Raw genomic sequence first — 13,848 nt, 5'->3', positions numbered from 1 at the left:
GTGAATTGAATTGAAACTCATTATTGAGTCATTTGTTGGGCGTGCGATTGAGTTCAAAGCAACCCCGACGGGGATGTCCAATCACATTCAACAAAGGAGTATGAGGTGAGCAGGAGACAGACGCTCAAGCGATCACTCGGGCTGTTCGCGGCGATTGCCGTCGCCGGCGCCACGGTCGGCTGCGGTACGCAGCTGAGAGAGCCGGAAGCCGGCGGAGAAGCAGCGACTATCACGTACTGGTCCGCATGGAACGAAGGCGAAGCCCAGCAGAAGATCTTTGAGACCGTACGCGAAGCGTTCACGGCGGAGACGGGGATCGAGATCGAGGTCGAGTATCTCGGGCGTCAGGTCACGACGACGCTCGTGAACGCGCTCGGCACAGGAACGGGACCCGACCTCTTCGATGCGGGGAGCCGCAACCTCCGCGACTACGAGCAGCGAGGATTCCTCGCCGACATGTCCGATCTGATGAAGACCACGATCCCCGGCGAGGACAACACCGTGGAGGAGAGCTTCTCCGCTGCAGTTCTCTCAGCGGCATCCGGTGAGAAGGGTGTCGGCATTCTTCCCACCTACGTCAACTCGAACGCGATCTGGTTCAACGCAGCCGCACACCCGGAAATCGACAAGAACCCTCCCGAGACGTGGGAGGAGTTCATTGCCGTGCTGGACGCGGAAAAGGCCGCAGGGCGCGTCCCGCTCGGAGCCGACGGAACTGTCCCCGGCTACAACGTGTTCTGGTTCTACCAGTTCATGATGCAGACGAGTGGTCCCGGCTCGTTGCGCGCGCTCGCGGAGGACGCGGCGAACTGGGACGCCTCGGAAGTTCTGCAGTCGGCTCAGATGGTTCAGCAGATCGTCGATGGCGGCTACCTGCAGGCGGACTATATGGGAACGAAGTACCCCGACGCGCAGAACCGCTGGGCCCAGAACGAGTACTCCTTCATTCTCGGCGGCTCGTACCTCGAGGGTGAGACACGAGCGCAGCAGGCATCCGGATTCACGGCGCGCACGATCCTGTTCCCGACAGTGGATGGCAACGAACGCACGATGGAAGCGACAGCAAGCGGACTGGCTGCCAACGCTGACAGCAAGAACCTGGATGCAGTGAAGCAGTTCCTGGCGTTCGCCGCGAAGAAGGAGTATCAGGAGTTGTACTCGACGGAGGCCGGGTTCATCGCTGCACGACAGGATGTCACCCCTCCGGAGACCCTGGAGACTCTGGTCGATGCGATCGCTGACGCGACCTCGACGACACAGACGTATGACCTTGCAGGTGCACTGCACTCGGCCTGGTGGAACGATGTGCTGCTGCCGCTGAACGACCAGCTGTTCTCCGGCGCGATCGACGCTGAGCAGTTCGTCGCCCTCGGCAAGGAGCAGACCGCCGCTCACATCTCGGCGAACGGCTGAGGTGCTGCCGACCCATGACATCTCCAAGAACGGTGACTCGACGGCGAACCGTGAGCGATCACAACGACGTCGGACGCCTGGCCCTGCCCTTTCTCGCCCCCGCCGTGATCTTCATGACCGTGACGCTCGCCATACCGTCGGTGTTCACTCTGGTCGTCTCGTTCACCTCATGGTCGGGACCTGGGGATGAGCTGTCGTGGGTCGGCTTACGCAACTATGTCGGCCTCTGGTCGTCCAACGCTTTCCGGACGTCTTTTCTCAATACCTTCGTGATGCTGGTGGTCGGCGGACTGGGAGTCTTCCTGGTCGTGTTCGCCTCGTTGATCGGCTTGCGGGCGATGCGCGGGGCGGCGTTCGTTCGCTCGGCGGTCTTCGTGCCGGTGATCATCTCGCCGATCGCAATCGGCGTCGCCTTCGGTTTTCTCCTGAACCCGAATGGAGGAGTGAACCAGCTGTTGCACGCGCTGTCCTTGGACGGATTGCGTCGGGCATGGTTGTCGCCCGACGTCGTCTTCCAGGTGATCATCGTCGGCTTGATCTGGAGTGTGAGCGGGTACTACCTCGCGATCGTCGCGACGGGTGTCGATCAGATTCCTCCGTATCTGTATGAAGAGGCGGAGCTGGCGGGTGCCAGCAAAGTGCAGCAGTTCTGGATGATCACGCTGCCGTTGAGCTGGGAGTCGCTGTCGGTGGCGATCGTGCTCTGGATCATCAGCAGCATGAAGACCTTCGAGATCGTGATCGCTTTCGTCGGGTCTCAGAGCGTCCCGCCTGTGCAAGCCAGGACTGCCGCGGTGCAGCAGTACCTCGCGACGACTGGTGGCACCGATGGCAACCCCCAGCTCGCGTACGCCTCGGCGATCGGCATCGTGCTCTTCCTGCTGACCTCGGTGCTCGTGATTCTCGTGCGCCGTATCCTCCGTCGAGACAAGGTGGAACTCTCGTGAACAGCGTGATCGATCGGCCGAGGGCGCCTCGGCGCCCGCTGGGGAACGTGATCGTTCCGAAGGCCACACGTCTGGCGCTGTGGGTGTGGGTTGCCTTCAACATCTTCATGGCTCTGTGGGTTGGGCTCACATCGCTGAAGTCGGATGAGGAGATCTTCTCCTCGCCGTTCGGACTGCCCAGCAGCCCGGACTGGGACAACTTCGCGAGCGCCTGGACCACCTCGGGCTTCGGCGGCGTGACGCTCAATTCCATCGTTGTCGTCAGCGTCTCCGCGGCGGTGACGATCCTCCTCGCGGCACCTGCCGCCTATGTGCTCGCTCGGAGCAATCGGCGCTGGGTGAGCGCGATGAACACCTACACCGCGCTGTGCGTCGCGCTGCCGGTGCAGACGATCCTCGTGCCTCTGTTCGTAGCGAAGACCGAGATCTATCGCTTCGCTGTCGAGATCGCCTTTGGCTGGTGGGACGACCGGATCACGCTGATTCTGATCTACATCGGCACGTCGCTTCCGTTCACGATCTTCCTGCTCACCGCCGCCTTCAAGGGGCTGCCGACCTCCCTCTCGGAGGCAGCAGCCCTCGACGGAGCGACGCCCGCCAGGACGTTCTGGAGCATCATGGCGCCCCTAGCCTGGCCAGCGGTCAAGAGCGCGTTCATCCTGAACTTCCTCAACATGTGGAACGAAGCGTTGCTTGTGATGGTGCTCATCACCTCTCCCAGTCAGCAGACGCTGCCGGCTGCTCTGCTTCGTCTGTATTCCACGATGCAGTACACCTCCAACTGGGGTGGTCTGTTCGCAGGAATGGTGATCGTCGTGTATCCGATGATCCTGCTCTACCTCTGGGTGGGGCGCCGCATCATGGAGGGAATGACGTCCGGTGCAGTCAAGTAATCTTCCGGTGGTCATCATCGATGCGCCCGTTGAGCTGGCCGATGAGCTCTTCGTTCACGGCGTCCTCGACACTCTGCAGACCCGGGCACACGTGGTGCACAGCGTGGATCGTCTCGAGCAGATCGACGAGCACCTGCGAGCACGCGCAGAAGTGCTCATCACGAGCTGGGGCACGCAGCTGATCGACGTCGAGGTCCTCCAGTCGATGCCAGCCCTGCGAGCGATCGTGCACACGGGCGGAACGATCCGATCGTTCGTGCACCCCGACGTGATCGCGGCGGGCATCGTCGTGTCGACGCAGGCGGAGGAGAACGCCAAGATCGTGGCGGAGTACACGCTCGCGATGGTGGTCGCGAGCCTGAAGGGCATCTTCGCCACCGCTCGGCGCTATCGGCACGAGAAGGGTGCGCTGAACCGATGGCCGCTGCTGCAGACGCTCGGTGTCACCGGCAAGACGATCGGCATCATCGGAGCCTCCCGCGTCGGTCAGGCCGTCATCGCACTCCTGCGTCGCTATGACGTCGAGGTCGTCCTCTACGATCCGTATGTCGACGACGCGACCGCCCTGGAGCTCGGGGTCAGAAAAGTCGACCTGTGCGAATTGATGCGAGCGAGTGATGTTGTGTCACTGCATGCACCCGCAACGGCGGAGACGGCAGGCATGATCACTCGGGAGCACCTGCTGTCGATGAAGCCGACGGCCACCTTCATCAACACTGCGCGGGGCAGCCTTGTGGATCAGGCTGCGTTGCTCGATGTACTGGCCGAGGGCAACGTGACAGCCGTGCTCGACGTCACCGACCCGATGGTCCTCGACGCGGAGGACGCGCTCTGGGACCTGGACACCGTGCTTCTGACGCCGCATATCGCCGGCGCCGTGGGCAGCGATCTGCGCCTGCTGGGAGCTGGAGCCGTTGCAGAAGCTCTGCGCGTCCTCGATCGCGCCCCCCTTCACTACGCCGTGCTGGCGTCTGACCTGCCCCGCCTCGCCTAGGAGTTTTTCGCATGCCCATCCGTACCGAGCCCCACAGTCCCGCCGAACGGGAAAAGCTGCACACCCACAGGCGCGATGTCGACGTCGATGTCGCCGTGATCGGCGGTGGACTTGCAGGCGTCGCTGCAGCGATCAGCGCGTCGCGCGAGGGCGCGAGGGTGGCGCTGATCCAGAACCGGCCGGTTCTCGGTGGAAATTCGAGCAGCGAGGTTCGAGTCTGGGTGTGCGGTGCGACCGCGACCGGGCATCAGCGGTTCGCCCGAGAGACGGGGATCATCGGCGAGCTCTACCTGGAGAACGAGTACCGCAATCCGCTCGGAAACCCGCATCTGTGGGACCTGCTTCTGCTCGACACCGTCAAGGCAGAGCCGAACATCCAGCTCCTGCTCAACACGCACGTGTCCGAGGTGGAGCGCGAGGGGTCGCGTATTCGCGCGGTGTACGGCGAGGTGCTGGGCGCGGAGACCGAGGTGAGGGTGCAGGCGCGCATGTTCATCGATGCGTCGGGCGATGGCACGCTCGCCGCAGCTGTCGGTGCAGACATCCTGCTCGGGAGGGAGTCGGCGCAGCAGTTCGGCGAGACGAGCGCCCCGGATTCCGCCGATGATCTGACCCTCGGCAGCACACTGCTGTTCTACACGCGGGACGAGGGTGAGCCTGTTCCTTTCGTCGCGCCCGCGTTCGCGATCGATATCGACCAGACGCCCATTCTCCGTAACCGGATTCTCCGAACGGGTGACAACGGCGCCGACTACTGGTGGATCGAATGGGGCGGTGAGATCGATGTCGTCGCAGACAACGAGCGCATTCGCGACGAGCTCTGGGGAGTGATCTACGGGATCTGGGATCACATCAAGAACTCTGGCGAGTTCCCGGATGCCGCGAACCTCACGCTCGAATGGGTCGGCTCGATCCCCGGAAAGCGCGAGTATCGGCGCGTCAAGGGGCACACCGTCATGACGCAGGCGGACATCGTTGAGGATGTCTCGAAGATCGACGCCATCGGGTTCGGCGGCTGGTCGATCGATCTGCATCCGCCGCGCGGGGTGTACGAACCTGCGCCTGCGGCGCGACAGACCTACCCGCCTGGCACATATGACATCCCGTTCGGCGTGCTCTATTCGCCGGACATTCCGAACCTGCTCTTCGCCGGCCGCAACGTCAGCGCTACGCACGTGGCCTTCGGCTCTTTGCGCGTCATGGCGACGTGCGCAGTTATGGGAGAAGCGGCGGGAACGGCAGCCGCGATGTGTGTCGAGGCCGATCTGTCTCCGCGCGAGGTTCACGTGGGCCGCATTGACGAGCTGCAGCAACGGTTGATCCGCGCGGACGCGTCGATGATCGGAGTCCGTGAGCAGAGCACCGACAACCGTGCGCGGGACGCGGTCGTCACCGCGAGTTCTTCCCTTCACTGGGAAGATCTGCCGGACCCGGAAGAGGCGCTCGCGCTGACATCCACGTTGGCGATGCTGGTTCCTGCGGGACAGACCGGGGTAGCAGAGCTCTTCCTGTCTGCGACGGAACCCACGACCCTGAACTATTCGATCCGCACGTCAGAGAGTGATCGAACCTACTTCCCTGCAGAGGTTCTGCACTCCGGGAGCATCGATGTCGCGAGCAGTGCGGGAGCGTGGGTCCCGCTGGAGGTCTCCGCAGACGAGCTTGTTTCGGATGGGCGGCCGTGGATCGTCGTGCTCGAGCCCAATCCTGTGCTCTCATGGTGGCATTCTGCCGATGTCGTATCCGGCATGATTGCGATGAACCTTCGCGAGGATGTCAGCGCGGAGTCGATCGATCACCACATCTCCGATGAGGATGCGAACGAGGTGGTGCGCTGGGGGATCAAGGCGTTCAACCGTCGTCGGTTCGGCGTGCGCTTCCGAGGCCCGATCAGCGGCTATGAGCCCAGCCAGGCGAGCTCGGGGCTGTCGCGACCTTTCGCAGGCCCGAACATGTGGTCCTCAGCGACACTGGCGGATGCGCCCGAGTGGGTTCAGCTGAGTTGGGATGCGCCCGTCAAGGCCGCGGAGATCCGACTGGTCCTGAACGACGATGTCAACGAGTACATGAACAACCTGCACTACGTGCGCAAGCCGTTCCGTGTGATTCCCGAGCTTCTCGCGGACATCGACATCGAAGTCCGGGTGGACGGCCAGTGGAGCAGCGTCGCTAAGATTCGGGAGAACCGGCGCCGGCACGTCATCGTGCCCATCGAACCGAAGATGGTGGATGCCGTTCGAATTGTCGCCCTGCGCACCAACGGCGCTCGCCGGGCACAGATGTGCGAGGTTCGTGTCTATGAGGAGCAACATGCCGCGGATGCCTGAACCGCGGGCGCTGAAGTTCGAGGCTCTCGCATCGGATCTGCGGCGGGCGATCACCGCGGGCACCTGGCCGCTGGGCAGCCGTCTACCCACGGAGCAGCAGTTCGTCGAATCGACGGGGTACTCACTGAGCACAGTACGACGTGCGATCGACATCCTCACCGAGGAGGGCGTCGTCGAGCGTCGGCAGGGATCGGGAATGTACGTCGAGGGGCTCCCGCGCCGCAAGCGGGGGTCCTTGACGATCGGCGTGCTCATCCCAGACACCAGCCTCTACTTTCCGCGTGTGCTGCAGGGGATCGAGGCGGGGCTGAGTGAGTCACCTGCCTCGCTCACTTTGGCGACATACGGATACGACGCCGAAGTCGAGAAGACGGCGCTGCAGAAGCTTCTCGACTCCGGTGTCGACGGGCTCCTGATCACGCCACTGGTTTCGGAGACGGCTAAGCCGGACTCGTTCTTGGAACGGCTTGAGGCGATCCCGGTTCCGACCGTTCTCGTCGAGCGCCGGCTTCACGCGCTCGATCATTTCGATCCCACGGAGTTCGTCTGCTCGAATCACGAGGGCGGCGTTCTGCGAGCGGTGACGCACCTGCACAGCATGGGGCACCGACGAATCGCTCTCTGCACGCGAATCGAATCGGCACCCGCCGGGGCGATCCGGCGAGGGTACGACGAGGCTCCGCGCTACCTTGATGCGCTGGAGACGCTGGTCATCAGCAAGAGCAGCCAGGAGTGGGTTCGCTCGCACGCGGACGGTGTGCTCACGGAGCTTCTTGCAGCCGGGGTGACTGCAACGGTCGTCTTCGGCGACCGAGAGGCGACGCTTCTCGAGATTGCCTGCCAGCGCCGGGGCATCCGAGTTCCAGAGGACCTGGCGATCGTGTCCTACGATGACGAGCTCGCGGATGTGGCCCCCGTGCCCCTCACGGCGGTCGCTCCCGCCAAGCATCGGGTGGGGAGGATGGCGGCGAATCTGCTTCTGGCGCGCATAGCCGAAGGGGATCAGTCGCCCGTGCAGCAGATCTCGATCATCCCGAGACTCGTGGTTCGGGAGTCCTGCGGTGCGGCGAAGCAGAGTGACGACTGACCAGAAACGCTCAGCGCACCGGGAAGCTCTGCGCCACCGCATCCGTCAGCGGGTAGGTGAAGTGCCACCATTCCATCTCGTACGGCTCGAAGCCGTGGGCCGTCATGACCTCGCGCAGGAGTGCGCGGTTCTCGGTCTGCTCGGCGCTGAGTCCCTCCGCGTCGTAGTGCGAGCGCTCGCCGAAGAAGTCGAAGGGGCCGCCCATGTCGAGTGGTGATCCTGTGGTGAGGTCGATGATCGTGAGGTCGACCGTGCCGCCCAGCGAGTGCTTCGAGTGGTCGGCGATGTAGCCGAGCTCGAAGAGCTGCGGCTTCTCGAACGTCGGGTAGTACTCGGCCTTCGTCGAGTCGTCCGGGTTCTGCGACCAGGCCTGGAAGAACTCCACGGCTGTCGTCGGGCGGTAGGCGTCATACACGAGAAGACCGAGGTTGCTGGCCGCGAGCTCCTCCTGCACGGCGGCGAGGGCGGCGGCGGCATCCTCCTGCAGGATCACGACGTCGGAACTCTCGTAGCCGTCGACCTTCTCGCCGGTGAAGTTGTTCGTCGTGGCGTAGCGCAGCTCCACCTGGATCGTCTTGTCGAGGCTGCGGGCGTCGACGAAGTCCGCTGGCCGTGGTGCCTCCGACGGTGTGGACAGCGCCCAGCCCGTCTGCGCGGCAGGGGTGAGCGCCTGCGACCCGGTGGTCCACGCGGTGCCGAGCGCGACGAGCACGCCGAGCACGAGAAGTCCCTTCCCCGCCGGGCGTGAGATGCGCGGCAGCAGGAAGAGGGCAGCGAGGGCGACGAGTGCGAGAATCACGCTGCCGATGAGGGTCAAAACTTGGATACCGTCCACGTTTCCAGCCTAAGGGTGCGAACCACGGGAGAGCTCCGTTAACCTTCGCCGGTTAGCGTTCCGCTACCCGCCGCCTGCGACGCGGCGAGGAGAGGAGTCCGAATGCCCGTGTTGCGTCCCGAGATCGGCGCGCTGACGCGCGTGCGATCCGCCATGACGAGCCTGGGGCCGAGCGAAGCCCGCGTCGCGGCCGTCGTGCTGGAGCATCCGGAGGATGTCGTCGAATGGTCGACGGCGGAGCTCGCCCAGGCGGCGGGAACCTCGACGGCGACGGTGATCCGTGCCTGCCAGAGTGCGGGATTCCGCGGGTTCCAGCACCTGCGCCTGGAGCTCGCGCGCGCCGCACCGCTGCTGCCGCGCGGTGCGGACGAGGCGCATGAGGAGCGCACCTTCGACGACGCGATCGATGCGCTGCGTCTCGCGCAGGAGAGCGTCGCCCCCGATGCGCTGGAGAGGGCAGCGGATGCTCTGCGGACGGCCCGTCGGATCGTGCTCGTCGGCAACGGATTCTCGGGGCCGCCTCTGCAGGATCTCGCGATGCGGATCAGCACGCTGGGCCGACCGGTCGAGGCTCCGGTCGATCCGCTCGCCCAGCAGTTCGCCGTCAACTCCCTCGCGCACGGTGACCTCTGTCTCGCGCTCAGCTACTCGGGGGCGAATGTTCAGACGCTCCGGGCCTGCACGGCGGCATCCGAACGGGGAGCCACCGTCGCGGTGGTCACGAGCTACGCGCGCTCCCCGATCGGCCGCAGCGCCGACATCGTGATCGCCACCGGTGCTGCCGCCGCCGCGCACGATATCGATCCCTATCTCGCTCGTCTCGGTCACACCGTGGTCCTACATGCCCTGCATGCGGCTCTCGCGCGCGGCGGCGGTGCGGTCAGCGTGGCGAGCATGCGACATGTCGTCGCCGACGCGCTCAGCGAGGACTGACCGCACACGCACCGTTCGCCACGGCGTCGCTCGCACGTCACCTGCCGGTCACCTGAGCGGATGACAGTACCTGTGTAATCACATTCCGAAAGGGATGTAACGGAAGTAACACAGGAGCGGGGCACGCAGCATGCGCACGATCGAAGTCGAAGGTCTCTTCAATGCGAGGGCCGTCGACGCAGGCATCCCGTGGCTTGTGCGCACGGGCGCGACCGAGAACCTGACCCCCGCAGGAGTGGCGACACTGCGCCAGTGCGGCGTGGGTGTCATCGTCGATCTGCGCGAGCCGTTCGAGCAGGGCCCGATCGGCCACGACATTCCCGTGCACGCCGTCTCGATCTACGGCACGAACCCGCCCGACACCGGCCGGCTGGAAGACATCTACGAAGGCCTGCTGCGCACCCGCGGTGCTGCTCTTGCCGACGCCGTCGCCGTTGTCGCCGACGCCCAGAGCGCGGCGCTCGTGCACTGCACGGCGGGCAAGGATCGCACCGGTCTCGTCGTCGCCCTCGCCCGGCTCGCGGCCGGAGCGACCCCCGCGGAGGTCATCGACGACTACGAACTCTCGGGAGCGGAGGTGCGCCCGGTGCGCGCTGCGCACGCCGAATCGATCGCAGCGCAGTCAGCGTTGGACGACCGTGCCGACATCCTCCGTCTGCACCTCGACAGCCCTCGTGAGGCCATTGCTCACGCGCTCGCCGTGATCGACGAGTGGGGAGGTGCGTCCGAGTACCTGAAGGCGCACGGTCTGCGCGACGCGCAGCTCGCCGCGCTGCGGGCCAAGCGTGAACGCGCTCTGGAATCTCAGCCGTCGTTCGCGGGCGAGGCGCGGTCATGAGCCGCGAGAACGGGCGCCTCACGGTCCTGCATCTGAGCGACGTGCACGCCACCGACGGTGCGCTGCTCTACGACGCGGTCGATGGCACGGCGCGGCTGCGATCCGTCGCGGACTACGTGCGGCAGGCGGGCGCCACTCCCGAGGCGATCCTCGTGACGGGCGATCTCGTGCAGCGCGGGAACGCGAGTGCCTACCCCATGGTGCGCGATGCGTTCGCCGCACTCGAAGACGCCGTCGGTGTTCCGGTGCTCACGATCATCGGCAATCACGATGACCCGGATGCGGCGCGCATCCTCGCCGGTCATGAGAACGGCCACGCACGCACCGTCCTGCTCGACGCGCTCCGTTTCGTGCTGCTCGACTCGTCGAGCGGCGCGCTCGGCGAGGAGCAGCTCGCATGGCTGCGCGCAGAGCTCGCCGAACCGCACGGAGAAGGAACCGTCATCGCCGTGCACCATCCGCCGCTGGGATCGCCCCTGCCGACGCTCGCGAAGGCGGGACTGCGCGACGCGGATGCCCTCCTCGACGTCCTCGAAGGCAGCGACGTGCGCGCTGTACTGTCCGGGCACTTCCATCACCCGCTCGCGGCGACGGTGCGCAGCATCCCGGTCTTCGTCGGCCCTTCGCTCGCCTACCACCAGGTGATGGACGCGGGCCCCGATCACGTCAGCGGCCACGACCGCGCGATGTTCTCGCTCGTGCACCTGCTGCCCGAGGCCGTGACGAGCACGAGCGTCAGCCTCGAATCCCCCTCGCCTCTGTTCTTGTCTCCCGTCACCCGCTGATACCCACCCACCCCTGCACGACCCCACCCACAGATAGGAAGCCATGTCCCCCCTGCGCATCTCCGCCGGCATCGCCGCGTTCGGCCTCGCCACCCTCGTTCTCGCCGGCTGCGCTCCGGCCGCTGCAGCGCCCGAGCCGACGACCGAGCCCGAGGCTACGGCCGAGGCTCTCGCCCCCGCGACGATCACGGTCTACACCTCCGAGCCCCAGGCGAAGATCGACGAGGTCGTCGCCGCGTTCAACACCGTGCAGCCCAACGTCACCGTCGAGGTGTTCCGCGCGGGCACCGGCGACCTCACGACGCGTGTCGCGACCGAGCAGGCCTCGGGAGGCATTCAGGCGGATGTCTTCCTCGCCGCCGACGCCGGTACCTTCGAGAACTACGCCGCCGACGGCCTGCTGCGCGAACTCGAGCCGGCCGACATCGACGCGATCAACCCCGATGTGGTCGACCCGGAGGGCTTCTACGTCGGCACGCGCATCATCCCCACGGTCATCGCCTACAACACGGGCATCATCACCGAGGCGCCGACCTCCTGGGCCGACCTGACGGACCCCGAGTACGCCGACCGGATCGTCATGCCGAACCCGGATGTCTCGGGTGCTGCGGCCTACAACGCCGCCGTCTGGCTCGACGAGAAGGCTCTGGGCGAGAAGTGGATGACGGCGCTCGCCGCCAACCGTCCGGTGATCGCCGACAGCAATGGCCCGGTCTCGCAGGCGGTCGCGACCGGTGCGCAGCCCGTCGGCATCGTCGTCGACTACCTGGTGCGCGAACTCGCCGCACAGGGCTCGCCGATCGCGGTCGCCTACCCGAAGGAGGGCGTGCCCTACGTGTCGCAGCCCGTCGGCATCTTCGCGGACAGCGACGAGGTCGAGGCCTCTCAGGCGTTCGTCGACTTCCTGCTGAGCGCGGAGGGCCAGAAGCTCGCCGTCGCGCAGTCGTACCTGCCGGTGCGCTCCGATGTCGGCACGCCCAAGGGTGCCCCCGCGATGGACGAGATCGCGATCCTCTCGCCCGACGTGCAGAAGATCCGTGCGACGCAGGATGCTGCGGTCGAGACCTTCCGCGGGCTGTTCCAGTAGTGACCACTCTCACAGGCACCGCGGGTCCGGCCATGCGCCGGGCCCGCGGCTCCGTGCACCCGCGCCGCGACGGGCTGACCGGGGTGAGCCTTGCCCTGTGGATCGCGTGCGCCTTCTTCGTGTTTCTTCCCCTCGGGGCGATCCTCGTCCTCGCGGTCGGGGGATCGCAGTTCGGGATGCTGCTCGACGGCGACGTCGTCGAGGCGGCAACAAACAGCCTCGTCTCGGCCGTGGCATCCGCTCTGCTCGCTGTGCTGATAGGCGCGGGGTTCGCGATCCTGTTCGACCGTACCGACCTGCCCGGGCGTCGCCCCCTGCGCCTGCTCGCGCTCACCCCTCTTCTCATGCCGCCCTTCGTCGGGGCGATCGCGTGGCTCGGCGTCGCCGGCCCCACGAGCCCGGTGAACCTGTGGTGGCGTGAGACCTTCGGTGCTCCGCTGTGGTCCATCTACGGTGCAGATGGCGTGATCTTCCTGCTGACGGTGCACAGCTATCCGCTCGCGATGATCATCGTGGCGGCGGCTCTGCGTCGCGTGCCCTCCGACCTGGAGCAGGCCGCCCGCATCGCCGGAGCCAGCCCGGCGCGGGCGCTCTTCGCCGTCACGCTGCCGCTGCTGCGGCCCGCTCTGCTGTCGTCTTTTCTGCTGATCGCGGTGGGAAACCTCGCCGACTTTGGCATCCCGTCGATCATCGGTCTGCCCGAGCGCTTCGTGACGCTCGCAACACTCGTGTACCGCTATCTGCAGTCGGGCACTGTCGATGACCCCCTCGCGGTGGTCGCGGCGATCGGCGTCGTGCTGCTCGTGCTCGCGATCGGTGCGCTGCTGCTGAACATGCTGATCGGGCGTCGCGGAGGGGAGCTGGATGCCTCGTCAGCACCGCCGCAGGTACTCGTTCTCGGGCGCGCTCGCGCCGTCACGGGCATCGTGGTCTGGGCGCTCGTGCTGATCATCACGGTGCTGCCTCTGCTGGCGCTGCTCGTGCAGGCGCTGCTGCGGGCGCCCGGCGTGCCGCTCGTCTCGGAGAACCTGACTCTCGATCACCTGGTGCGCGCGCTCACGACGCAGACGGCGCTCGACGGCGCGAAGAACTCTGTCATGCTCGCCGTGCTGGCCGCGGTCATCTGCGGGGTGCTGGGCCTCGGCATCGGCGTGCTCTCCACGCGCACCTCGCTGCGCGGATCCCGTGCACTGGGAGGCGCGGCCATGCTGCCGCAGGCGATCCCGGGCATCGTGATCGCGGTCGCGTGGCTCATCATCGCCCCGCGCATCGGACTCTTCAACACTCCCTGGCTGATCCTCGCGGCCTACGTCACCTCGTTCACGGCGCTTGTCGTGCAGGCCGTCAACGCGCCGCTCGCGAGCACGCCGTCGAGCGCCGAGGAGGCGGCCCGTGTCTCTGGTGCCGGTCGCGTGCGCGCGCTGTTCGACATCTCCTGTCGGATGGCACTGCCTGCGGCGCTCTCGGGGGCCGTCATCGTTGCCGTCACGGCCGTGCGGGAGCTCACCCTGTCGGTGCTGCTGCTGTCGCCGGGCTCGCAGACGCTGGGCGTCGCGATCTTCAGCTTCCAGCAGGCTGGGGCCTTCAGCACGGCGGCGGCGTGGTCGCTCATCGTCGCGATCGTCGGCATCGCCGTGATCGGCTTCGCGACGCGTCGCCCCGCAGACACCTAAACCATCACTTCATCGTCAGAAAAGCCCCTCCACCGT

General features: G+C 66.1%; 12 protein-coding genes. 11 read left to right on the top strand and 1 reads right to left on the bottom strand.

All coding sequences use genetic code 11. The features are described from left to right. Window positions 1-105: 105 nt before the first annotated feature. From JOD62_RS05010 to JOD62_RS04985, 6 genes are read left to right on the top strand one after another with little or no spacing between them, the layout of a single operon-like run. Window positions 106-1,413 carry an ABC transporter substrate-binding protein gene (locus tag JOD62_RS05010; RefSeq protein WP_204938223.1) on the top strand — a complete coding sequence of 436 codons (1,308 nt, stop codon included), beginning with the start codon at window positions 106-108 and terminating at the stop codon, window positions 1,411-1,413. 50 nt (window positions 1,414-1,463) lie between these two features. Continuing rightward, entirely contained in the window at window positions 1,464-2,360 is an 897-nt protein-coding gene (locus tag JOD62_RS05005; protein WP_204938222.1) for a carbohydrate ABC transporter permease, read from the top strand. Further along, a complete protein-coding gene (locus JOD62_RS14825) occupies window positions 2,357-3,253 on the top strand; it encodes a carbohydrate ABC transporter permease (RefSeq protein ID WP_204938221.1) in 897 nt (298 codons plus the stop codon). Before JOD62_RS05005 ends, JOD62_RS14825 begins: the two co-directional genes overlap by 4 nt. Window positions 3,254-3,260: 7 nt before the next feature. Next, on the top strand, window positions 3,261-4,247 hold the full coding sequence (locus JOD62_RS04995) for a hydroxyacid dehydrogenase (protein WP_204938220.1): 987 nt from the start codon (window positions 3,261-3,263) through the stop codon (window positions 4,245-4,247). Between the two features lie 11 nt (window positions 4,248-4,258). After that, window positions 4,259-6,574: an FAD-dependent oxidoreductase gene (locus JOD62_RS04990; RefSeq protein WP_204938219.1), complete on the top strand. Its 2,316-nt coding sequence runs from the start codon at window positions 4,259-4,261 to the stop codon at window positions 6,572-6,574. Beyond that, entirely contained in the window at window positions 6,567-7,661 is a 1,095-nt protein-coding gene (locus JOD62_RS04985; RefSeq protein WP_204938218.1) for a GntR family transcriptional regulator, read from the top strand. The genes JOD62_RS04990 and JOD62_RS04985 overlap by 8 nt, the downstream gene beginning before the upstream one ends. Window positions 7,662-7,671: 10 nt before the next feature. Here the strand turns inward: JOD62_RS04985 and JOD62_RS04980 are convergent, their stop codons facing one another. Then, window positions 7,672-8,496 (bottom strand): M15 family metallopeptidase, encoded by an 825-nt coding sequence (locus tag JOD62_RS04980; RefSeq protein WP_204938217.1) that lies wholly within the window; start codon window positions 8,494-8,496, stop codon window positions 7,672-7,674. A gap of 102 nt (window positions 8,497-8,598) precedes the next feature. On the opposite strand from JOD62_RS04980, the gene JOD62_RS04975 reads away from it, so the two are divergent. The 5 genes from JOD62_RS04975 (at window position 8,599) to JOD62_RS04955 (ending at window position 13,812) form a co-directional block, all read left to right on the top strand. Further along, window positions 8,599-9,429 (top strand): MurR/RpiR family transcriptional regulator, encoded by an 831-nt coding sequence (locus JOD62_RS04975; RefSeq protein WP_204938216.1) that lies wholly within the window; start codon window positions 8,599-8,601, stop codon window positions 9,427-9,429. Window positions 9,430-9,559: 130 nt separating this feature from the next. Next, on the top strand, window positions 9,560-10,267 hold the full coding sequence (locus JOD62_RS04970) for a tyrosine-protein phosphatase (protein WP_204938215.1): 708 nt from the start codon (window positions 9,560-9,562) through the stop codon (window positions 10,265-10,267). Continuing rightward, complete coding sequence (locus JOD62_RS04965; protein ID WP_204938214.1) at window positions 10,264-11,052, top strand: metallophosphoesterase family protein; 789 nt, start codon at window positions 10,264-10,266, stop codon at window positions 11,050-11,052. Before JOD62_RS04970 ends, JOD62_RS04965 begins: the two co-directional genes overlap by 4 nt. Window positions 11,053-11,095: 43 nt before the next feature. Continuing rightward, complete coding sequence (locus JOD62_RS04960) at window positions 11,096-12,139, top strand: ABC transporter substrate-binding protein (RefSeq protein WP_204938213.1); 1,044 nt, start codon at window positions 11,096-11,098, stop codon at window positions 12,137-12,139. Continuing rightward, on the top strand, window positions 12,139-13,812 hold the full coding sequence (locus JOD62_RS04955) for an ABC transporter permease (protein WP_271171452.1): 1,674 nt from the start codon (window positions 12,139-12,141) through the stop codon (window positions 13,810-13,812). Before JOD62_RS04960 ends, JOD62_RS04955 begins: the two co-directional genes overlap by 1 nt. Window positions 13,813-13,848 lie beyond the last annotated feature (36 nt).

Origin of the sequence: Microbacterium keratanolyticum (assembly GCF_016907255.1) — a bacterium.
Taxonomy (GTDB): Bacteria; Actinomycetota; Actinomycetes; order Actinomycetales; family Microbacteriaceae; genus Microbacterium; species Microbacterium keratanolyticum.
Note: the sequence above shows the minus strand (reverse complement) of the source record. Positions and strands in the feature narration are given on the sequence as shown.